Annotated in this window: 26 protein-coding genes; 8 read left to right on the top strand and 18 right to left on the bottom strand. The window is 71.7% G+C overall.

Annotation, left to right across the window (positions count from 1 at the left end; genetic code table 11):
• The first annotated feature begins 8 nt into the window (after positions 1–8).
• Positions 9–1,514: a sensor histidine kinase gene (locus ITX44_RS25505; protein ID WP_205359766.1), complete on the top strand. Its 1,506-nt coding sequence runs from the start codon at positions 9–11 to the stop codon at positions 1,512–1,514.
• Positions 1,511–2,125, top strand: coding sequence for a hypothetical protein (locus tag ITX44_RS25500; RefSeq protein ID WP_205359704.1), 615 nt, complete (start codon positions 1,511–1,513; stop codon positions 2,123–2,125). The genes ITX44_RS25505 and ITX44_RS25500 overlap by 4 nt, the downstream gene beginning before the upstream one ends.
• 21 nt (positions 2,126–2,146) lie before the next feature.
• On the opposite strand, the gene ITX44_RS25495 is transcribed toward ITX44_RS25500, so the two are convergent.
• From ITX44_RS25495 to ITX44_RS25485, 3 genes are all read right to left on the bottom strand, one after another.
• On the bottom strand, positions 2,147–3,112 hold the full coding sequence (locus tag ITX44_RS25495) for a ThiF family adenylyltransferase (RefSeq protein ID WP_205359703.1): 966 nt from the start codon (positions 3,110–3,112) through the stop codon (positions 2,147–2,149).
• Positions 3,113–3,124: 12 nt separating this feature from the next.
• Positions 3,125–3,322, bottom strand: coding sequence for a hypothetical protein (locus tag ITX44_RS25490; protein WP_205359702.1), 198 nt, complete (start codon positions 3,320–3,322; stop codon positions 3,125–3,127).
• 146 nt (positions 3,323–3,468) lie between these two features.
• The gene (locus ITX44_RS25485) at positions 3,469–4,182 is read right to left on the bottom strand and encodes a TetR/AcrR family transcriptional regulator (RefSeq protein WP_205359701.1); all 714 of its coding nucleotides are present in this window, start codon (positions 4,180–4,182) and stop codon (positions 3,469–3,471) included.
• 146 nt (positions 4,183–4,328) lie between these two features.
• Here ITX44_RS25485 and ITX44_RS25480 point away from each other — a divergent pair, with 146 nt between their 5' ends.
• Complete coding sequence (locus tag ITX44_RS25480) at positions 4,329–5,360, top strand: medium chain dehydrogenase/reductase family protein (RefSeq protein WP_205359700.1); 1,032 nt, start codon at positions 4,329–4,331, stop codon at positions 5,358–5,360.
• Between the two features lie 21 nt (positions 5,361–5,381).
• On the opposite strand, the gene ITX44_RS25475 is transcribed toward ITX44_RS25480, so the two are convergent.
• Positions 5,382–5,957, bottom strand: a complete 576-nt coding sequence (locus ITX44_RS25475; protein ID WP_236061585.1) for a sugar O-acetyltransferase — start codon at positions 5,955–5,957, stop codon at positions 5,382–5,384.
• 230 nt (positions 5,958–6,187) lie between these two features.
• Between ITX44_RS25475 and ITX44_RS25470 the strand changes: the two genes are divergently transcribed.
• A complete protein-coding gene (locus ITX44_RS25470; RefSeq protein WP_205359698.1) occupies positions 6,188–6,880 on the top strand; it encodes a hypothetical protein in 693 nt (230 codons plus the stop codon).
• Positions 6,881–6,933: 53 nt separating this feature from the next.
• Here the strand turns inward: ITX44_RS25470 and ITX44_RS25465 are convergent, their stop codons facing one another.
• The 5 genes from ITX44_RS25465 to ITX44_RS25445 all read right to left on the bottom strand — a co-directional run bounded on the left by ITX44_RS25465 (position 6,934) and on the right by ITX44_RS25445 (position 10,755).
• On the bottom strand, positions 6,934–7,719 hold the full coding sequence (locus ITX44_RS25465) for a VC0807 family protein (RefSeq protein WP_205359697.1): 786 nt from the start codon (positions 7,717–7,719) through the stop codon (positions 6,934–6,936).
• Positions 7,716–8,360, bottom strand: coding sequence for a TetR/AcrR family transcriptional regulator (locus ITX44_RS25460; protein ID WP_205359696.1), 645 nt, complete (start codon positions 8,358–8,360; stop codon positions 7,716–7,718). The genes ITX44_RS25465 and ITX44_RS25460 overlap by 4 nt, the downstream gene beginning before the upstream one ends.
• Before the next feature lie 58 nt (positions 8,361–8,418).
• Positions 8,419–9,219, bottom strand: coding sequence for a maleylpyruvate isomerase family mycothiol-dependent enzyme (locus ITX44_RS25455; RefSeq protein ID WP_205359695.1), 801 nt, complete (start codon positions 9,217–9,219; stop codon positions 8,419–8,421).
• Positions 9,220–9,340: 121 nt separating this feature from the next.
• Complete coding sequence (locus ITX44_RS25450; protein ID WP_205359694.1) at positions 9,341–10,285, bottom strand: hypothetical protein; 945 nt, start codon at positions 10,283–10,285, stop codon at positions 9,341–9,343.
• Positions 10,276–10,755, bottom strand: coding sequence for a thioredoxin family protein (locus ITX44_RS25445; RefSeq protein ID WP_205359693.1), 480 nt, complete (start codon positions 10,753–10,755; stop codon positions 10,276–10,278). The genes ITX44_RS25450 and ITX44_RS25445 overlap by 10 nt, the downstream gene beginning before the upstream one ends.
• 285 nt (positions 10,756–11,040) lie before the next feature.
• On the opposite strand from ITX44_RS25445, the gene ITX44_RS25440 reads away from it, so the two are divergent.
• Positions 11,041–13,059 carry a tetratricopeptide repeat protein gene (locus ITX44_RS25440; protein ID WP_205359692.1) on the top strand — a complete coding sequence of 673 codons (2,019 nt, stop codon included), beginning with the start codon at positions 11,041–11,043 and terminating at the stop codon, positions 13,057–13,059.
• 98 nt (positions 13,060–13,157) lie between these two features.
• Complete coding sequence (locus tag ITX44_RS25435) at positions 13,158–13,346, top strand: DUF4236 domain-containing protein (protein ID WP_205359691.1); 189 nt, start codon at positions 13,158–13,160, stop codon at positions 13,344–13,346.
• An 81-nt stretch (positions 13,347–13,427) separates the two neighbouring features.
• On the opposite strand, the gene ITX44_RS25430 is transcribed toward ITX44_RS25435, so the two are convergent.
• Positions 13,428–13,799 (bottom strand): VOC family protein, encoded by a 372-nt coding sequence (locus tag ITX44_RS25430; protein WP_205359690.1) that lies wholly within the window; start codon positions 13,797–13,799, stop codon positions 13,428–13,430.
• Entirely contained in the window at positions 13,796–14,257 is a 462-nt protein-coding gene (locus ITX44_RS25425) for a winged helix DNA-binding protein (RefSeq protein WP_205359689.1), read from the bottom strand. Before ITX44_RS25425 ends, ITX44_RS25430 begins: the two co-directional genes overlap by 4 nt.
• A 95-nt stretch (positions 14,258–14,352) precedes the next feature.
• On the opposite strand from ITX44_RS25425, the gene ITX44_RS25420 reads away from it, so the two are divergent.
• Both ITX44_RS25420 and ITX44_RS25415 read left to right on the top strand, forming a co-directional pair.
• A complete protein-coding gene (locus tag ITX44_RS25420; protein WP_205359688.1) occupies positions 14,353–14,985 on the top strand; it encodes a TetR family transcriptional regulator in 633 nt (210 codons plus the stop codon).
• A gap of 112 nt (positions 14,986–15,097) precedes the next feature.
• Positions 15,098–15,793: a type 1 glutamine amidotransferase domain-containing protein gene (locus ITX44_RS25415; protein WP_205359687.1), complete on the top strand. Its 696-nt coding sequence runs from the start codon at positions 15,098–15,100 to the stop codon at positions 15,791–15,793.
• An 86-nt stretch (positions 15,794–15,879) separates the two neighbouring features.
• Here the strand turns inward: ITX44_RS25415 and ITX44_RS25410 are convergent, their stop codons facing one another.
• The 7 genes from ITX44_RS25410 to ITX44_RS25380 form a co-directional block, all read right to left on the bottom strand.
• Positions 15,880–16,125: a DUF397 domain-containing protein gene (locus tag ITX44_RS25410; protein ID WP_205359686.1), complete on the bottom strand. Its 246-nt coding sequence runs from the start codon at positions 16,123–16,125 to the stop codon at positions 15,880–15,882.
• Entirely contained in the window at positions 16,122–16,952 is an 831-nt protein-coding gene (locus ITX44_RS25405) for a helix-turn-helix domain-containing protein (protein WP_205359765.1), read from the bottom strand. The genes ITX44_RS25410 and ITX44_RS25405 overlap by 4 nt, the downstream gene beginning before the upstream one ends.
• Positions 16,953–17,190: 238 nt before the next feature.
• Entirely contained in the window at positions 17,191–17,790 is a 600-nt protein-coding gene (locus ITX44_RS25400) for a cation diffusion facilitator family transporter (protein ID WP_205359685.1), read from the bottom strand.
• A gap of 37 nt (positions 17,791–17,827) precedes the next feature.
• Positions 17,828–18,313 carry a hypothetical protein gene (locus ITX44_RS25395; RefSeq protein ID WP_205359684.1) on the bottom strand — a complete coding sequence of 162 codons (486 nt, stop codon included), beginning with the start codon at positions 18,311–18,313 and terminating at the stop codon, positions 17,828–17,830.
• A gap of 9 nt (positions 18,314–18,322) precedes the next feature.
• Entirely contained in the window at positions 18,323–18,745 is a 423-nt protein-coding gene (locus ITX44_RS25390) for a hypothetical protein (RefSeq protein WP_205359683.1), read from the bottom strand.
• Between the two features lie 24 nt (positions 18,746–18,769).
• Positions 18,770–19,681 (bottom strand): ADP-ribosylglycohydrolase family protein, encoded by a 912-nt coding sequence (locus tag ITX44_RS25385; RefSeq protein WP_205359682.1) that lies wholly within the window; start codon positions 19,679–19,681, stop codon positions 18,770–18,772.
• Positions 19,682–19,825: 144 nt separating this feature from the next.
• Positions 19,826–20,248: a MerR family transcriptional regulator gene (locus tag ITX44_RS25380; protein ID WP_205359681.1), complete on the bottom strand. Its 423-nt coding sequence runs from the start codon at positions 20,246–20,248 to the stop codon at positions 19,826–19,828.
• Positions 20,249–20,363 lie beyond the last annotated feature (115 nt).

The following is a 20,363-nucleotide window of genomic DNA, read 5'->3' as shown; positions in this document are numbered from 1 at the left end:
TGGTGGCCATGGTCAGCGCGCTGAGCACCGGGGCCCTCGCCTTCCGGGAGGCGCGCACGGGGGTGCTCCAGCAGAGCCAGGACTCGGTGATCCGGCAGTTCCGGGCGAGCGTCGACGCCGTGGCCGGCTACCTGCCCCCGGTGCCCGATCAGTCCGACCTCCAGGCCGCGGTGAACCAGGTGCTGCACGCCAACCAGACACAAGGATGGCGGGTCATGGCCACGTACCGCGGTGTCCGCGCGTCCGCGCCGAGCGCCGACTTCGACCGGCTGAGCCCGCAGCTGCTCCGGTCCGTGGCGACCGAACGCGCCGCGGTGTTCCAGCGGGTGAACGCCGACGGGCACCCCCTGCTCGTCGTCGGAATGCCGATCACGTACACCACCGGCACCGACACGGATGCCAAGCTCTCGGGGACGGTGATGTACCTGACGGTGGCGCAGGACGCCGAAGAGGGCTACGTCAAGGCGATCATCAGCGGCATCGAGCGGGCCACCCTGATGGCGCTGTGCCTCGCCGTCGGCCTCGCGCTGCTGGCCGCGAGCGGGGTGCTGCGTCCCGTACGGGCGCTGCGCCGGGCCACGCGCCGGATGGCCGAGGGGCACCTCGACGTGCGGCTGGCCGTCAACGGTTCCGACGAACTCGCCGATCTCTCGCAGTCGTTCAACGACACGGCGGCTGCACTGGAGCGGTCGGTCGCGGAGCTGCGCCGCATGGAGGCCCAGGCGCGCCGCTTCGTCGCGGACGTCTCCCACGAACTGCGCACGCCGCTGGCGGCGATGACCGCGGTCACCGATGTGCTCGACGAGAACGCGCTGCGCCTGGACCGGGAGACCGGCGACGCGCTGCGGCTGATCAGCGAGGGCACCGGCCGGCTGAGCGGGCTGGTGAACGACCTGATGGAGATATCCCGCTTCGACGCGGGCGCGGTCGAACTCAACCTGGACGAGATCGACCTGGCCGAGTCGGTGCGGCGCACCCTCGCCTCCCGGGGGTGGCAGGGCCAGGTCGAGACCCACCTGCCCGGACCGGGCGTGCTCAGGGCGCGGGTGGACCCGCGCCGGCTGGACGTGGTGACCGCCAATCTGGTCGGCAACGCGCTGCGGCACGGGACGCCGCCGGTGCGGGTGACCATGGGCGTGCGGGAAGAAGAGGGGCGGGCGGACATGGCGTGGGCCGTCATCGAGGTGGCCGACAGCGGACCGGGGATCGCGCAGGAAGCGCTGCCGCACATCTTCGAGCGCTTCTACAAGGCGGCCACCTCACGGACCAGGAGCGAGAGCAGCGGGCTGGGCCTGGCCATCACGGCGGAGAACGTGCGGCTGCACGGCGGCCGCATCAGCGCGGCGAACCGGCCCGCGGGCGGCGCGGTGTTCACGGTCGAGCTGCCGCTGCACCGCGATTCGGCTGCCGGGGACCTGACCGATGACGTAACCGATGACGTGACCGATGACGTAACCCTGGACGCGCCCGCTCATCCGCCCGCCCGTCCGTCCTCCGGCGCGGGTGCCCGGTGAAGGCCGCGCGCGCGGTGGCGCCGCTGGTCGGGCTGGTGTCCGCGCTCACCCTGGCCGCCTGCGGAGTCCCGCCGTCCGGCGTCATCCAGGCCGGCACACCGGCGAGCGGCATGTACGTCCCCCGCCCGACGCCCGCGACGCCCACCCCCGTCCTCATCTACTTCGTGCACGACGGAGTCCTGCGGCCCTTCCCCCGCAAGATCGTCGACCCCGGTGACTTCGGTGCCGTCGTCCGCTTCCTCTTCTACGGCCCGATCGCGGGCGAGGCCCGCACGGCCACCACCGAACTGCCCCGCCTGAAGGCCACCCCCGAGGTGGAGATCAGCGGCGACGCCAACGGCAACACCCTCTCCGTGAAGCTCCCCCAGGACGTCCCTCCCCTCACCCACCTGGCCATGCTCCAACTGGTCTGCACAGTGGCCCACATGACCCCCCCGACCTCCCCGGCACTGCCCACCCCGGGAACCTCGGGCGCCGCCCTCGCGGCCCCCGCCTTTCCCACCCCCCAGGGCCAACGCCCCTTGTCCCTCACGGGCGTCCAGGTGACCGGCAACGGCTGGACCATCACCCAATCCGACACCTCCTGCCCGGACCCGCCTTCCCGGCCGTAGCGGGAGCCCGGGGCCGCGACGTCATCTGGGCGACGCGTGGATGAGGGAGGCGATGAAGAAGGCCATCACGGTCAGGGCGATGAGGGCGAAGACGCCGAGTCGTGGGCGGGCGGGTTCGGCGCCGTCGGGGGGTGGGGGGAGGTAGTCCGGGGGAAGGGGGGCGAGGGTGTGGGGGGAGAGGGGTGAGCGGCGGCCGTGGCAGGCGGGGCAGGGGTGGGCGGGGAAGGGGACGCGGACGTTGCGGCTGCTCAGGCCCGGGGAGGGGAAGGCGGCGCGGACCCCGGGGGAGGTGGGGGTGAGGCCGTGGAGGTAGAGGGCGCTGCGGCCGGGGTCGAGGATCGCCGAGCGGGTGTCGTCGGGGTGGGCCAGGGCCGCGACGACCTGGGCCGTGGCCAGGACGACGAGTTGGATGTCCACCCGGGCGCCGCGCGCGGCCTGCGCGTCGGAGGCCGTGCGCCGGAAGGCCGACGCGCACTCGTAGCAGGGTGTCCGCCGGCCCGGGAGCACCCAAAGGATCTCGCCGACCTCGGCGTCACGGATCCGCGGGTCGACCCAGATCGCCGGGAACACCGCGGGCCTGCCGGCCGCCAGGGCGACGCGGTTGATGTGGCGCTGGCACGCGATCGAGTCGGTCGCGGCCACCACCACATCGGCCTGCGCGGCCAGCAACCGCTGCTCGGCCGCGGGCAGTTCGAGGAAATCGGCGTCAAAGCCCCTGGCGTCGCAGGGCGGGAAGTCCCGCCGGATCCGCTCGGCCAGTGCCGGCGCCTTGGGCTGCCCCAACGACGGCGCGCCCAGCGGGTGCCGGACCAGGTTCTCCACCGCGAGCGTGTCGGGATCGACCAGCCGCAGCGGGCTGAACCCCATCCGCGCCAGCTCTTCCGCGAGGAAACCGCCGACCGCCCCCGAGCCGACGATCAGCACCGCGCCCGTACGGCGGCGGTGCCGTGCCCAGACGCGGTCCTCGGCCGCCTGCTGCTCGGTCAATCCGGCAACCCGTCAATCCAGCAGCCAGCGCGCCACGCGGACCGCCTTCGACCCCGACTCCGGCCCCTGGGACCCCGGCCCCTGACCGGAGTGGCCGCCGTCCGGCTTCAGCTCCCCGGTCCTGGCGTCGAGGAACCACTGGCGCTCGCTCTCCCGCGCCTCCTCCGGGGTCAGTTCCGCTTTCTGCACGGTCTCCGGCGCTGCACCCATGAGGCCACCTCTCCTTCCGACCTGTCGTGCCTTCCGTGCCTTCCGTCCTTCCGTGCGGGCGTGAACCACCGCACGCGGGGTTTTGTCCCTGCTTTCCAGGTTACGCAGCGGTACGGGTGCCGCATCCGGGAACGCTTCGCCGCCGATCAGCGGCCCATGACCGCCTCGGCCTCGGCGGTGTAGAGCTGCGCCGGGTCGAATCCCATGCCCGCGAAGTGCCCGGCGAGTTCGAGGGAGAGCACGCCGTGCAGGCGGGTCCAGAAGAGGAGGGCGCGATGCAGCGCCGAGGACGGGGCCGGGTGCGGGCCGGCCCAGGCCCGGTGGGCGTCCAGATGCGCGTCGAACGGTGAGGGGTGCGTGGTGGGGAGCTTTTCGGCGGGGGAGGCGGGGGAGCCGGGGGAGCCGGCGGGGGCTGCCGCGCAGGCGTCGAGGATGACGGCCATGATCTCCGAGGCGGTCCGGGTGGTGTCCTCGGGAGCCCGGTAACCGGGCACGGGGGTGCCGTAGATGAGAAAATAGCGCTGCGGGTCGTCGAGGGCCCAGCCGCGCAGGGCGTGCGCGAGGTCGCCGAGATCGGCACCGGCACCGGCCTTGGAACCGGCGTCGGCGCGGGCGCGGGCCCGGAACGTGTCGGCCAGGCTCCGGTACGCGTCCCGGATGAGCTCGGTGATCAGCTCGTCGCGGCTGGCGAAGTACCGGTAGAGGGCCGGCCCGCTCATCCCCATCTGCTTGGCGATGGCGTTCAGGGACAGGGCGGACGCCCCGGCCGCGGCGATCTGCTCCCAGGCGTGCCGCTTGACCTCCTCCCGTACCTGGGCGCGGTAGCGGCCCCGGGGAGTCTGCGTATCCGGCTTGCTCACGACCCGTTCTCCCGTCCTCGCGCTCTCCCGGCAAGCTCTGCCGTTCCGCTTCGTTAGAAGGTATCACGAACGCGATTGACCCTCACGCGAAGTTCTGTTACACCTTATAACGAACGCAAGATCCCCTAGGAAAGAAAGGGTCAGCCATGAGCAGCCAGCCCCTCGTCCAGGTCGTCCTGCCGGGCATCGTGGACCCGGAAGACCTGCAGATACGCCACGCGACCGTGCCCGACCCCGGCCCGGGACAGATCGTGATCGCCATGGAGGCGACCGGTGTCTCCTTCGCCGAGCAGCAGATGCGCCGCGGGCGCTACTACGACCAGCCGCCGTTCCCGTTCGTGCCCGGCTACGACCTGGTGGGCCGGGTGGTGTCGACCGGCCCCGGCGTCGACCCGGGCCTGGCCGGCCGGCGGGTGGCCGCGCTGGTCAAGGTCGGCGGCTGGGCCAGCCACGTGGTCATCGACGCCAAGGACGCGGTCGAGGTCCCCGACGGCCCGACCGCCGCACAGGCCGAGACCGTGGTGGTCAACGGCATCACCGCCTGGCAGATGCTGCACCGCATCGCCCGGGTACGCCGCGGGCAGACCGTCCTGGTGCACGGCGCCGGCGGCGGCGTGGGCCAGATCCTGGTCCAGCTCGCCCGCGCGGCCGGCGTGAAGGTGATCGGCACGGCCTCCGCCCGCCACCACGACGCCCTGCGGGCACTCGGCGTCACCCCGGTCGACTACCGCACGGAAAACGTGCCGGACCGGGTCCGCGAGCTGGCCCCCGGCGGAGTGGACGCCGTCTTCGACCACATCGGCGGCCGCAGCGTCGTCGACTCATGGCACCTGCTCGCCCGCGGCGGCACCCTCGTGTCGTACGGCAGCGCCTCCACCCGCGACGCCACCGGCTCCAAGCAGTGGCCCGTGCTGAAGATCCTCGCCCGCACCTGGCTCTGGAACGCCCTGCCCAACGGCCGCCGCGCCCACTTCTTCAACATCTGGGCCGGCCGGGCGCTCGCCAAGGACCGCTTCCGTACCCGGCTGCGCACCGACCTCACCGAGGTCTTCACCGCCCTGCGCCGCGGCGACATCGCAGCCCCCGTCGCCGCCGAACTTCCGCTCACCAGCGCCGCCGAGGCCCTGCGCCTGGCGGAATCCGGCACCGTCACCGGCAAGGTCGTCCTGACCCCGTGACCTCGCGGTTCGCGACTTCCGTCACGCCCCGGCCGTACGCGTCCTGAGGTCCTCGTCCGTGATGGGCCGCACGACGCGGCAAGGGGTGCCGACCGCCACGGACATGGGCGGAATGTCGCGGCTGACGACGCTCCCCGCGCCGATGACCGAGCCGTAGCCGATCCGGACCCCGGGCAGGACGACCGCGTTGCTGCCGATCCAGACCTTGTCCTCGATCACGATCGGCTCCGAGAACCGCCCGAAGTCCACCCGCCGGGCGGGGTGCACCGGGTGGCCGGTGGTCGTCAGGGTCACGCTGGGCGCGATCATGACGCCGTTGCCTATGCGGATGTCGACGTCGTCGACGAACGTGAGGTTCACGTTGCCGAAGAAGTCGTCACCGATGTGCACGTTGCTGCCGAAGGCGGCGTGGAAGGGCGACGCCAATATCGCGCGCTCACCGACCGATCCGAGGATCGAGACCAGCAGCGTACGGAGCTTCTCGGTTTCGTTGGGCGGGGTGTGGTTGTACGCGAAGATCTGCTCGGTCCGGCGTCGAGGGGCCTGGAAGGCGGCTTCGGTCTCGGTGTAGACGAGCCCCTTGCGGATCTTGGCCAGGACTTCTTCCTGCTGTTCCTGCTGTTCCTGCTGTTCCTGCTGTTCCTGCTGTTCCTGCTGTTCCTCGTGCGCCTGCGACACAGCGGGACACTCCGTTCGTCGAACCGTTCGTCGGACTCGTCGACCGCGACGCGCTCCCCGTCGACCGCGCGCGTCCAGAGCCTACGTTGGGCCCGCTCGGCGCCCGTGACGCGGATCATGGGAACCGGTCACGGGCGGCCGGACAACTCATGGGTGTGGAGAGGGAAGAGGCCGCCCGGACCCGGGCCGGGACCCGACTGATCGAGGACCAGCTGATGAACGAGATCCACCGCTCGCCCGGAGCGTCCGCCGCTGCCCGCGCCCGTCCCCGGCGCCGCCTCGCCCTCCTGGCCGTCCCGCTGATCGTCGCGGCCGCGGCCGGGGCCGTCCTCGCCACCACCGCGGCCACCGGCCACCACCACTCCGCCGCCGCGCACGCCCCCGCGTACACCGTGCGGCGCGGGGCCCACGGCGTGGTCCGGCTCGCCATCACCGACCCGGACGCCAAGCGGCTCGACCTGAACGCCGTACAGCGCGACCTCAACCGCCTCGGCGTCCCGGCCCTCGTCCACGCCGGCGAGCCCGGCTGCTCCACCCCGCCGACCGCCGGCGCGCCCGATGTCGAAGCGCCCGCGGCGACCGGTGCCCCCGCGGCCGAGTCCGCCCCCTTCGTCCAAGGGGTGTGGCGTATCGAAACGGCCAAGGGCGGCAAGCCGCTTCTCGACGTCCGGCCCGAGGCGATTCCCGCCGGCGCGCACCTGCTCGTCGTGTTCCCCCTGGCCCGTACCGACCCCGCACACGCCGGGTACGTCATCACCGCCCACGTACAGCGCGGAGCCGCACCCGCGTGCGTTCCCCCCTTCCCCGGGACCGGCACCTCCTTCGCTCCCGCCACTCCCTGACCCCGGCCATCGCGCCGGCCGCCCCCCCCCGTGGGCGGCCGGCGCGGAGGGGATCACAGCTTCAGCCCGTTCCGGGTGATGTACCAGTTGTGGAAGCCGATCAGCCCGCCGAGCAGCACCAGCCAGAGCAGCGTGCTGGTGAGCGGGAAGGCGTCCACCGGGATCGTGTACGCCAGCGCCACGCGCAGCACGGCGTCGAGGAGGAAGCCCGAGCCCCACACGGCGGTGAGCAGCCGCAGGTGGTGACGGAACGTCGGGTCCGTGTCCCACTGCGCCTCCCACGCGGCCAGCCCGGGCTCGCCGATCTTGGCGATGACGATGCCGCGCGCGGCCGTCATCATGAACGGGCGCCGGGTGGGCAGCGTGCCCAGCACCCAGATCCCGAGCGTCGCCGTCAGCCAGCTGTCCCGGATCATCAGCACCCGCGGGCTGCCGGTGATCAGCGACAGCAGGGTGCCGAGCACCACCAGGCTCAGCGTGAACACCGCCGTCGCCTCGACGCGCCGCTGCCGCACGATGCCGTACACGATCCAGGGCAGGAGCAGCACGCTGCCGACGGCCATCGAGACGTACTGGCCGGCGCCGGCCGCGCGCAGCCCGTAGTAGGAGCCGAGGGGGAGGACGAGCTCGAAGAGGAGCTGGGCGACCAGGCGCCGGCGCAGCGCCCTGGTTCTGCGCTCACGGTTCACCGCGGCGGCCTCGTCGACATCCCGGGCCGGGTCGGTGGCGTGGTGGGCCGGGTCGGCCGGTTCCGTGTCGGGCCGTGGTGCGGGCCCCGCTGCCGCCCCTGCCGCCGGATGCGTTGCCATGATCGGCGCCCCCGTGTCCGCTGTGGTCATGACGTCCTCCTGGTGGCGCGGTCGAACAGGTCCGCCAACTCCCGGCCGGCGGCCCGTACGTCGAGATCCGGCTCGTGGGTGGCGCGCCGCACCACGTCGTCGATGGCGGCCCGGATCGCCCGCACCATCACCCAGGGATCGAAGTCGCCGAACTCACCCGCGCGTTGCGCCTTGCGGATCTGCTCCACCTGGGTGGCGAGGATCGCCTCGTTCATGTCGACGAAGGCGACCATGGTGGGGTCGCCGCCGCGGAGGTTGGTGAGGACCTCGGTGATCGCGGCGAGGTGGTTCGGGAAGGCCGCGCACAGGTCGAGGTTGCCCTCGATGAAGGCCCGCAGGCGCGCCGTGTAGTTCTCGTGGGCCTCGATACGGGGCCGCACGTACCCGTCCGCGAGCCGCATCACCTCGGCGACGACCTCGCGCATGAGGTCGTCCCGCCCGTCGAAGTGGTACGAGATCATGCCCGTGCTGCTCAGCCCGGCCCGCTCCGCGATCTTCGCGAACGAGGCCCGGTGGTAGCCGACTTCGGCAATCACGTCGATCGCCGCCGCGACGATCTGCGCGCGGCGCCCCGTCTCCGTGAAGGACGCCCTGCTCCTGCGCCCCGCCCTTTGCTCGGTCGAGCTATCTTTGGCTTGCATGAGCAAGAAAGTACGCGGATTTGCTCACCCGAGCAAGAGGTTGACGCCCCGTCACGTACTACTGCTCCGGGTCCCAGGCTACGAGCTGGTCGAAGACCCCCCGGTTGTCGTCGAGCTTCAGGGAGTCCAGCGGAATGCGGCCGTAGAAAGAGAGGACCAGCTCATTGGCCGAACCCTCGATGGAGGCATCAGTCGCCTCCGGCTCCTCGTCGGTGGCGGAGGCCGGAGTCGTGCCGGGTGTGGACAGACGGGCGGCCCGTGCGCCGTCGTCGGAGAGCCAGTGGCGCCAGGAGCGGCCCTCGGTGGCGTGGTAGTCGACGACCGCAGGCTCGTGCGGCCAGGCCTCCGTCGTGGTGCATATGGTGGAGAGGAACTCCTCAGCGCCGTCGAGCGCCACTTCCTCCGGCAGCGGCTGCGGGGCACCTACGGTGAGCTGGGCGTCGTAGGTGTGCACCGCGATCTCGTGGAGCTGGTGCCGGGCGACGGCGCCGCAGGTCTGCGGCGACTGGGACTTGCCCCACCACGTCCAGCAACCGCGATCCGGGCCGGCCTCCCCCAGCGCGTCCAGCAGCAGCTGCGTCGATGCGGCCAACCAGGCCAGCAGGGCCTCGCGCTCCCGAGGTGCGGTCGCGTCGCCCTTGGGTGAGGCCTTGGCCGTGGCGTCAGGTCCCGCGGAGATGGTGGCGGCCCACGCACGGCGCCCCTCACCAAGGTGCTGCACCAGGTCGAACAGCGTCCACTCGGGGCACGTCGGCACCTGCACGTCGAGGCTGGGCGCGGCGGCGACCGCGGCGCGGAAAGCAGCCGACCGATCGTCGATCAGCCGCAGTAGGTCAGGGAACTCCAGAGTCTCTTGCACGCCGGATGCCTATCACCGTGCTCCGGCGAACGGACAGCGATTTTCACAGCCGCCGCGGCGTGCGCACGGCACGGGCCGCGCGCACCCCGATGATGCGGTGTCCTCATTCCGAAACGATCGGTTATGCCCCGGGCAGGGCTACCGTCAGCGCCCGCCCCCGCACCGGCGCCCGGCACCCTTCGGTCGCACTGCACGCCCCGTACGTGAACGTCACCTCGGCGGCACGCGCGCCCTTGCCGGTGATCCTGGCGGGCAACCTCAGCGTGACGGGCCCGTCCGGGTACACCGGCAGCTTTACGTCCAGCCCGGCCATGCTCAGCTCATACGGCCTGACCCCCGCCGTCACCGCCCCCGCCGCCTCCAACGGCGCCCCCACGCCCAGCCGGGTCGGAATCCCCAGCGCCTCCACACCCCCGTCCGGCATTTCCAGGCTGTACACGTGAAACCCCTCCCCCTCGGGCCGCAGCGTGGCCGTCACCAACACGCCGCCCCCGCCATGCCCGGCCTCCCGGTGCAACGTCACGCTGACGGCCACCCCACCCGCCCGGAACGATCCGTGCGTGTCCGGTACGCCCCCGGAGGAGCCGCCCCCGCACCCGGCCAGAGCCACAGCCGCGGTGACGGCACCCAATGCCGAGGCCAACCCCTTCCGAAAGGCGCCCGCCCGCCGCGGGGAAACGACTGTGGCGCCGGCTTCGCCCGGATCACCCAGGGGCGCGGGGAACTGCGCGACAAGCCACGATGCATCCGCACTCGGCAGCGCACCGGAACTGCCCGAGCCGGCTTCCGCAGCGCCGGCACCCGGCAAGGCTGCGGATGCGTCGCCGGGTTCGCCCGGATCACCCAGGGGCGCGGGGAACTGCGCGACAAGCCACGATGCATCCGCACTCGGCAGCGCACCGGAACTGCCCGAGCCGGCTTCCGCAGCGCCGGCACCCGGCAAGGCTGCGGTTACGTCGCCGGGTTCGCCCGGATCACCCAGGGGCGCGGGGAACTGCGCGACAAGCCACAACGCGCCGGCACCCGAGAACGTACCGAACCCCCGCGGCGCCCCCTTCACGCCCACCGACTGAGGAAGGCGTTCACCTGCGCCGCCGGCATACTCCTCGCATTGGCGAACTCCCCCCGATTCGTCGCCACTTCCGTACGCCCCCGGGAGTCGACCACCGCAAGCGCCGGAATCCCGCTGGTGTTGAGATTGACGTAGCGCCTGACGACGGCCAGGTTGTGGTCGAACTGCCCGACGTCCACCTTCACCACGTGGTACTTCGAAAGCAGCTCAGCCGTGCCGGGCTGAGTGAACGTACGCCCGAGCACGACGCAGTCCGGGCACCAGTCCGCCCCGAAATCAATGAGCACGGGCCGGCCGTCCTTCGCGGCAGCCCGCTGAGCCGCGGCGATATCGGCGGCGGCGTCCCGCGTGGGGTCGTACCCGTCGGGCCGAACGCTCGCCGTCGCGCTGGGCTCGGGCAGCGGGAGCCCGACCACGGGCGAGCTGTGCGTGCCGGCCGCGGGCGCGGTGACCCGCACCTCCACGTTCCGGCCCCCCGACCCCCCGGACGACCCGCACCCTACGAGCACCCCGGCTCCCACAAGCGCCAGCGCCACCAACCGTATCCGTACCGCTCCCACGCAACCCCCCATATCCGCTGCTCAACCCCCTCACGGCCAGCGCACTTTAACAGCCACAACCGAAATCCGCCCGGGCCGCCCGAGCGGCGGTCGGCGCCGGAACGGGGACCCGCCCGCCCCACGGGAATTGGCGGTCGAATTGGGCGAAACCGGTGGCGGCCCGTGGACGGCAGCCACGACGATGCGGTCGTGGGGAAACGCTGGAAGTCGTCGTGGGTGTTCGCCGGTCTGGTCGGGGCGATGGCGGTGTTCAGCGCGGTGCCTGGCGTCGTCAAGGTCGTGCATGTGCCCGGACCGAGCTGGGTTGCGCCAGCGGTGCTGGCTGCGGCGGCGGTGCTGCTGGCGGCCGTCAAGCCTCTGTACGCGGTGGTGAGCGAGTCCACGGTCGCCCGTGCGAAGGACAGCCTGGAGCAGGACACGCGTGTCCATCGTGCTTGGCAGGGCCTGCCCACTCCAAGGACCGTGGCCGAGACCGATCCCGCTCTTCTCGGCATCCATCCGTCCATCCCGCTGCCCGCCGACGCCCCGCAGAGCCTGTCGCCGGACCTGCCGGAGTACGTCGAGCGCGACGTGGACGCCAACTTGCGCAACTACCTGCGCGCGCGCTCCGCGAAGGGCGGCTTCGTACTGCTCGTCGGGCCCGCCGCGGCCGGCAAGACCCGCACCGCCTGGGAAGCGATCTCCAGCACGCTCCCCGACTGGAGCCTGATACGGCCGTACCCGGGCGGCGACATGGCGTGGGCGCAGCGCCGGAACCTGGGCCGCAGCGTCATCTGGCTCAACGAGATCCAGGACTTCCTTACCGGCGCCACCCCGCTGGAGGCCGCCACCGTGCGCCGCCTGCTGGCCGACACCACCCAGCCGGTCATACTCGTCGGCACGATCTGGCCCGACCGCTACGAGCAGCTTCGCAGCACCTCTTCCGCACCGGCCCCGCCCCCGCCCCCGCGTCCTGCGGACAGCACCGAGGCCTCACAGAACGGCGCCGGCGATTCCGCGGCAGGCGCCTTGGCCGAGCGGCAGGTGGACGCGCCGAACCGCAACGACAAGGACGTCCTGGAGCAGGCTCGGGTGTTCTCCCTGCCCGCTTTCACCGAGCCGGAGTGGGAACGCGCCCGGGAACTGGCCGGCCGCGACCCCCGCCTCGCGCACGCCGCCGCCAACAGCAGGACCGGCCTGGGCCTGACCCAGATTCTGTCGGCCGCCCCCGAACTGCTCCTGCGCTGGGAACAGGCCGACGACCCCTACGGCAAGGCCCTCCTGAGCGCCGCCGTGACCGCCCGCCGCTGCGGCCACCCCCCAACCATCCCGGCCCCCGTACTCAAAGCCCTGGCCAACCACTACCTGACCGGACAACAGCGCGCCGACGCCCCCATCAACTGGTTCGAAAACGGCCTGACCTGGGCCTGCCGGCCCGTCCAGCACACCCACCGCATCTCCCCCCTCTCCCCCTACGGCAGCGCCCCCGGCCGGACCGACGGACACCGCGTCACCGACATCCTCACCAACCACGTCCACCCGACATCCCCCGTCCCCAAGGCGAGCGACATCCCGGACGCGGTGTGGGACACCCTGATCGAGGCGGCGGACCCGCAAGCCTGCCTTGGGATCGGCGGTTCCGCCTTCGCCGCAGACCGGCGCCCGCAGGCCACGGTCGCCTGGACACGCGCCGCTGAAGCCGGCAACACACGCGCGATGCTCAGCCTCGGACTTGTCGCCAGGGACAACGGGGACACCGACGCCGCCCGCACCTGGCACACTCGCGCGGCCGACGCCAACGACATTCACGCCATGGCCATGCTCGGCGTCCTTGCAAATGAGGACGGGGACACCGATGCCGCCCGCACCTGGTGGACACGCGCCGCCGAAGCCGGCAACACCAACGCCATGGGCATGCTCGGTGCCCTCGCACATGAGGATGGCGACCGCGACGCTGCCCGCACCTGGTATATCCGTGCCGCCGACGCCGGCAACACACGCGCCATGCTCAGCGTCGGCATGCTCGCCCATGAGGACCGTGACCTTGACACCGCCCGCATCTGGTGGACACGGGCCGCCGAAGCCGGCAACGCCAACGGCATGTTCGACCTCGGCGTCTTGCTGCACAACCAGGGCGATGTCGACGGCGCCCGCATCTGGTGGACCCGCGCGACCGAAGCAGGCAACGCCGACGCGGCGTCTGCGCTGGCCCGGCTGTCCGAGGGCTGACGCCCACCACCCCTGCCCCGCCCGCCGGTTGAGCCACCACGGCGGGTGAGCGGAGCAAAGGCGGGCACACGGAAAAAGGAGAGAGCAAGGAGGCCGTGATGCCCGTGACGTTCCGCAAGTCGTTCCGGATCCTGCCCGGAGTGCGGGTCAACGTGAACCGTAAGTCGCTGTCGCTGACCATTGGGCGCAAGGGTGCGCATCGGACGTGGTCGACGACGGGGCGGCGGACCACCTCGGCGGATCTGCCGGGGCCTTTCGGGTATCGGCACACCGAACGGCGCGGGTGAGGCAGGGCGGCCCGCACCCGTATGCAGCGGGGCCGCCACTGGGCCGGCGGGCCTGGGCGCGGCGCCGAATTCCGGGACCGGCTAGCCCCTGAGCAGGCAGAACGGATGCCCCGCCGGGTCCGCGAGGACCCGCCAGCCGCGGGGGTCGGCGCGCAGCAGCGTCGCACCGAGCGCGAGGACTTCACCCTGGGCCCGGTCGAGGTCGGGGACGTCGAGGTCCAGGTGAAACTGCTGCGGGTGCGCGGCGTCCGGCCATTGCGGCGCCCGGTAGTCCTCGACCCGCTGGAAGGCGAACACGAGCCCGGCGTCGGTGTGCAGGGTCGCGAAGCCGTCGCCGACCGCCCAGCGGGGATCGGGCCGGTTGACCTCACCGCCCAGGACCGCCTGGTAGAAGCGGGCAAGCGTCCGTACGTCCGGGCAGTCCAGCACCACGCACTGCAGCTTGGCGATCACCGGACCTCCCGCGCGCGGGTCAGGACGGTGGTCAGGACACGGGCCGCGACCGCCAGATCCTGCGCGGGGAGATCGCCCCACAGGCCGGCGGTCGTCTCGCCGAGGGTGGCGCGTAGCCCTTCCCAGACCGACCTGCCGTGTTCCGTGAGTTCGGGCCGGCCGTCCTCGGTGGTACGGAGGAAGCCCAGGTCGGCGAGGTCGGCCAGGTGGGCGCGGGCGGTTTCGATGCCGGTCTGCTGGGCGTCGGCCACCCGGGCCTCCAGGGCGGCGGCCTCCAGCGGGCCCTGGCTGGTCGCGGTCAGGGTGAGGGCCACCCACAACGGCTCGGTCAGGCCGGTGCCGTCGATCCGCCGGCGGAGGATCGCGTTCAGCGCCTTCTCGGTGCGGCCGATCAGGGCTGTGCCGAAGGGGAGGGCGGCGGGCGGGCCGGGGTTCGGGGTCGTCTCTGCCGTGGTCATCTCTGCCTCCTAGGGTTCTTCGCCGCCGATAGTGACACTCGGTCTCGTTTGGTATCAAGTGATTAACGTGACTCAGTATCGGTATGCTGTACGGCATGACCTCGCCCGCCGACGACCGCTCCCTGCCCCTGCGCGACCGCAAACGCCTGCGCACGCGGCGCACCCTCGCCGAGACCGCGCTGCGCCTGTTCACGGCCCACGGCTTCGACGCGGTGACCCTGGACCGCCTCGTCGACGAGGTCGAGGTCTCCAAGAGCACGTTCTTCCGCGCCTTCCCGGCAAAGGAAGCCGTCGCCGTCGAGGCGGAGACCGAGCTGTGGCGGGCGTACCTGGACCAGCTGCGCGGGCGGGACCTGTCCGGCAACGTCCTCGACGCCCTGCACACCCGGCTGACCGGCGCCGTCGAAGCGCTCGACCCCGGCTGGGACGAGCGTTACCGCGCGACGCGCCGCCTGGTGCTGACCGCGCCGGCGCTGCTCGCGTACGTCGACCACCACCGCACGGGCGTCGAGGACGAGGCCGCCGCCCACCTCGCCGACCGGCTCGGCCTGGACGCCGACGACCTGCGCCCCCGCGTGCTCGCCCGGATCACGACCACCTGCTGGAGCGTCGCCGCGCGCGCGTGGGTACGGGACGACGGCCGCGGTGGCCGCGCCGCCCTGCTCAATGCCCTGGCCGACGCCCACCGGTCCGTCCCGGCGAGCCTCGCCCTCACCGCCGGGCGGTGACCCTCCGCGTGCGCCCTTGCGAACCCGCGCCTACGGTGGAATTCGGTCGTTTTACGGCCACTTGATCGATTCCTCCGCACGTACAAGGTGGGGCCGAGGAGGCGCACGGCCAATGGCGAAGCTGCTTTTCATCGTGAGCGGGGCGACGTACTGGGTACTCAAGGACGGCACCCGATACGCCACGGGCTACTGGGCCGAGGAGTTCGCGAACCCCTACAAGGCCGTCACGGACGCAGGTCACGAGGTCGTGGTGGCGACACCGGGCGGCGTGACCCCCAACGTCGACATGATGAGCCTGCGCCCCTCGATGGCGGGCGGCGAACAGGGCGCCCTCGACCTGGAGGCCATCATCCGCGACGCCGAGGTGATGCGGCGGCCGATCAAACTCTCCGACGTCCGCCTCGAGGACTACGACGCGGTCTATCTGCCCGGCGGCCACGGCCCCATGGCGGACCTGGCCTTCGACGCGGACGCCGGCCGGCTGCTCACGGAACAGCTCGCCTCGGGCCGCCCGCTCGCCATCGTCTGCCACGCCCCGGCCTCGATGCTGGCCACCCGGATCCACGGGGTCTCCCCCTTCAAGGGCCGCAAGGTGACCGGCTTCACCAACGAGGAGGAAGAGGCGGTGGGTCTCGCCCCCCGCGCGACCTGGTTGTTGGAGGACGAACTCAAGGACGCGGTCGGCGTCGACTACAGCCGCGGCGAGATATGGCAGCCCTACATGGTCGAGGACGACAACCTCATCACCGGCCAGAACCCCCACTCGGCCGCCATCTTGGCGGACCGGTTGCTGAAGATCCTCGCGTAGGGGGACCCTTGGCCCCCCGGGCAACGGGTGGTCGTGCCCCGCTTCCCCAACTGACGGACGCGGGGCACCCACTCGCTGCGCGCGGCTCAGATGGCCGAGGCGAACTCCACGAAGGACGCCCACTGGGCGGGGGAGAAGGCGAGCTGCGGGCCCTCCTTGTCCTTGGAGTCCCGGACGTGGATGGTGCCGGGGGTGCTGGCGACCTCGACGCAGTTGTCGCCCTGACCGCTGCTGTAGCTCGACTTGTGCCAGGAGACGGCCACCTCGATGCAGTTGTCACCGGAACTGCCGCTGTAGCTGCTCTTGAACCAGGCCAGTTCGGGGTTGGTCATAGCTCTCCTCGCAGTTGCTTCAACAGGCGCACGGAGTCCTCGGAGCTGAGGGACTGCGAGCGCAGTTTTGCATACCGCATCTGGAGGATGTTGACCACTTTCAAGGCAGAGATAAGTTGGCCGGACTCCTGCCCCTCGTTGTAGGCGAACCACCGGTTGTCCGGTGTCTCCAGCAGCACGATGGGGCCGTCCAACCCGGGGTGGACCCCGGTGTTTTGGGGCAACACCTGAATCTCGATGTTCCGGCGTTGGGACAGGTCCAGCACGTGATCGATAAGTTCGCGGGTGACTCCTGCCCCGCCTGTCTGGCGCCGCAACAGAGGCTCGTCGAGGACAAAGCTAAAGGCTGTGTTCGGGCGGTTGTACAGCAGCCTTTGGCGTTCGGCGCGCGCCTCCCACTGGGACTCGATCTCTTCGTCACTTAGTGGCGGCAACCGCTCCTCGAACAGGGCGCGAGCGTACGCCTCGGTCTGCAACAGCCCTGGCACGACGCGGCAGTCGTAGGTGTACAAGGTGATCGCATGCGCCTCCAAGCGGGCCCACTGACGGAACCACGCCGCCAATCCCGGTTGCCGCGCCAGGTACCCGACCGCCTTCGGCAAGGCGCCCGTACCCCCGAGAACTGCGTCGGCCCGTTCGGCGAACCCCACATCCGGCATGCGGCGGCCGTACTCAATGGAGGCGATCGTGTGCTTGGACAGCCGTACGTGTAGGCCGAGTTCTTCGCGGCTCATGCCGTGGAACTCCCGCAGGGCTTGGACGACGGCGCCGAAGGTCTTGAGGCTGTCCGATGTCTCGGGTTCGCCGTTGCCCAGCCAGGCCGGCATACCCCCGGACTTTGCCGCCCCCTCGGATTCCGGCCCCCCGGTCCCCTCCACTGCCTCGGCCATGGTCTTGCCACCTCCCACCGTCCCGACCCGCCTTTGCCTGTGTAACGCAGCACCCCTGCGCGTAGTCACGGGCTACTCCCTACTTTCTGCGCGCGAACTGTCGCGCAGTGTACGCGGCTTCGCCGCTGTTTGTGCGCGTACGTTCACCAGGAGTACGCAGGGCGAACCCTGTGGGTCAGTGGTCGCCGCGGAAGATCTCGTCGACCTCGCGGACGGCGTAATAGACGAGGACGTACCCCGCGAGCGGATCGGCCCACCACCAGCCGGCCACGGCGTTGAGTACGAGGCCGAGCAGGACGGCCGCCGCGAGTACGCCGTCGATCAGGGTGACCCGGCCCTCGGTCCTGAGCACCGGGTTGTCGAGTGCGGCTCCGGTACGGGCCTTTCCCGCGGCAAGGGCGAACATCGCGGTGGCGGTCACGGCGGTCCAGGCGATGCCCAGCGGCGAGTGGTGCGGGCGGAAGCCGGCGACCAGCACCCAGGTGGACTGCACCAGCAGATACGCGGCCAGCAGGGCGAAGCCGGCGCCGATCAGCCGCAGCGCCCGTTTCTGCCGCTCCTCGCCGGTGCCCGACAGCTCCCAGACGACCACTGTGGAAGCGCCGATCTCGATCAGGGAGTCCAGCCCGAACCCGGCCAATGCGACCGACCTCGCGGAGACCGCCGCGAACCCGAGGATCACGATGCCGACGACGTTCCACCCGAGCGTGGTGTACTCCAGGGCGAATCCGCGGCGCAGCAGCCTTTGGCGTTCCGTACTGTCGGTGCTGGTCACGGCCCGATCCTCCCAGGTCTCCCCGGGGTGCTACCCGTCACCGCCCGCCCAGATTCCGCTGCGCCCAATCCGCGACACCGCCCAGCCGGGCCGCGGCCTTCGCCGGATCCCCGGTCCGGGTCGGCTGGTCCACCTCGAAGTCGTGACCGGTGAGGCCGCTCTCCTCCTCGACGATACGGGCCACGCGGTACGCCAGCTCCATCACCGCCAACGCCGCCGGTCCCGAGTAGCGGTACGGGATCTCGATGTCCCCCATGTCTCCGCGGTAATCGAACTTCACCCGTCCCGGCGGACCAACCGTCCAGAAGGTCAGGCTGTACAGATATTCCTCGGCCTCCACGGGCCCGACCTCCCGCGACACCCGGCCCAGAACGCGGTCCCACTCGCCCCGCTCGGCCTCGGTGAGCCGGAGCAGGGGAGGGTCGGCGTCGACATCGAACTCGAAGTCGGCGTTCAGGCGGTCCAGCGTCCCCTGAAGCGTCAGCCCCGGCTGCACCCGTACGAACGTGATTTCGTAGGTCACGGGCCGAACTTACGGAACTTGCGGTGCCTCGGCGACAGGGTTGTCCTTCGCGTGCGGGCGATCCGTATGCACGGCCGGGTGTTCCTCGTCGGCGCCGGCTGCCACCCGTACATCGTCCGGTACGTCGCCGGGAACCCACGTGACGGCCGAACGCCCGAACGGTGTCTGCGCCAGGAAGATATCCAGCGCCTCCTCCCAGCCCATACCGTCCGGGTCGCCGCACAGCAGAGCGAAGCCCGCGTAGGGCGGGGTGGCCACGAGACAGAACACCAACCCCGCGTTCGAAACTCGCAGCACCGCGGTGTGCTCGCCGTGCACCTCGTCGAACTCGACCGTCAGGGACCGCTCCTCCAACGCCCGTACCGTGAGGTCGAGTTGCGCCACGACCAGGAACTCCGCAGGCTGCCAGCCGTCCAGCGTCAAGGACTCCACCACGCCATCCTGCCGTGCGGGTTCCTACTCCGGCACGACCGGAGGCAGCGGTTCGCGGGCCGCGTGCCAGGCCGCGGGGAGGGCGGCGACGCCCGTACGCGCGGCGATCACCCCGCCCGCGATGGCGCAGGTGGTGTCGATGTCGCCCTGGCCGGCGACCGTGAGCCACAGGCCCTCGTGCAGGTCGTCGAGGTGCCCGGCCGCGCACCACAGGGCGAAGGGGACCGTGTCGGGCCCGGACATGTGGTAGCCGGAGCCCAGGACTTCCGCGGCGTGCCGAACCGAGGCCCGGTCCGACATGCGGGCCGCTGTCCGTATGCCCGACCGGACGTCGCTGTCGGGGAGTTGTTCGGCGACCGCCCGGAGGAAGTCCGGCCGCGCGGGGGCAGGCCCGCCCCGGCTGCGCGTTGCCAGGGCCGCGGCGAGGGCGACCGCCACCGCGCCGGTGACCGCCTCCGGGTGGTGGTGCGACACCGCGCCCTGGAGCGCGGCCTGCTCGGCGGCCACGTCGAGGTCGGCGGCGTGCCACGCGCCGAGCGGGGCGGCCCGCATGGCCGCGCCGTTCCCCCAGGAGCCCTGGCCGCCGAACTGCCCGGCCACCACGTCCCGCCAGGGCTCGCCCGCACCGATCCGCCGGAGCACGTCATGCATCGAGGCCCCGTAACCCCGGTGCGTGTCCTCGGCGTACGCCGCCGCGAACCGCAGGGCGAGCCGGTCCTGGTCGACGGCGCCGCCGCCCTCCGCGAGTTCCCGGACCAGTACGAGCGCCTGCGCCGTGTCGTCGCTCCACCGCCACAACGGCTCCGGCGGCACCGTCCGCGCCTCCAACGCCGCCGTACCCTCCCGGCGCAGGATGCCGAACCAACGGTCACCGAAGGCGTCCCCGAAGGCGAGCCCGTACAACGAGTCCAGCGCGGGGGCAGGCACGTTGATCATCCCGGCAGTATCGCTCCGGGACGGTTGGTCGGCACGCCGTTTTTGGGCGGATGTGCTTCTGGCCGGGACGTGGCGGGGCCGCGCATTCGACCTGACCAGCACCTGACCAGCACCGCCCTTGGCAGTGGCTGTTCGCAGTACCACTCAAGGGCGTATCGAGGGAACCGCTCGGCCCGATTTCCTCGGCCTGTCGGGCGTGGTGTCCACGTCCGGCGGGCACTGCGCCGGTGACGACGCCGTGTACTGGGCGGCGAGGCCGATCAGCTCGTCGAGGCGTTCGCGTGCCCGGGTCAAGTCGTGGATCCGAGCTTGGATGCGGTCGCGCTCGTCCGTGAGCTGTTGCGTCATTTCCGGCGTTGCGACCAGGGTGTCCATGAACGGCAGGATGGGCAGGATCGCCTTGCTGGGCAGCCCGGCCGAGTAGAGGAGCTGGATGAACTTCACCCGCTCGACGTCGGACTCGGAATACTGCCGCTGGTCCCCGGGGCCGCGGGCGGCGACGAGGAGTCCCTGCTCTTCGTAGTAGCGCAGGGCGCGAACGCTGACCCCCGCGCGCGCGGCGACCATGCGGTGGCGTCCGGGACCCGGCCCGGATGAGGCGGGGGCACAAGGCGGCCGGGGCAGAGGGCGTGGAGGCGCGCCAGGGAGCGCGAGGCCGTTTCGGCCCCCTCCCGTGGCTACG

Source organism: Actinacidiphila acididurans, from assembly GCF_016918855.1.
Classification (GTDB): Bacteria; Actinomycetota; Actinomycetes; order Streptomycetales; family Streptomycetaceae; genus Actinacidiphila; species Actinacidiphila acididurans.
This window is presented reverse-complemented; position numbering and strand designations above follow the sequence as displayed.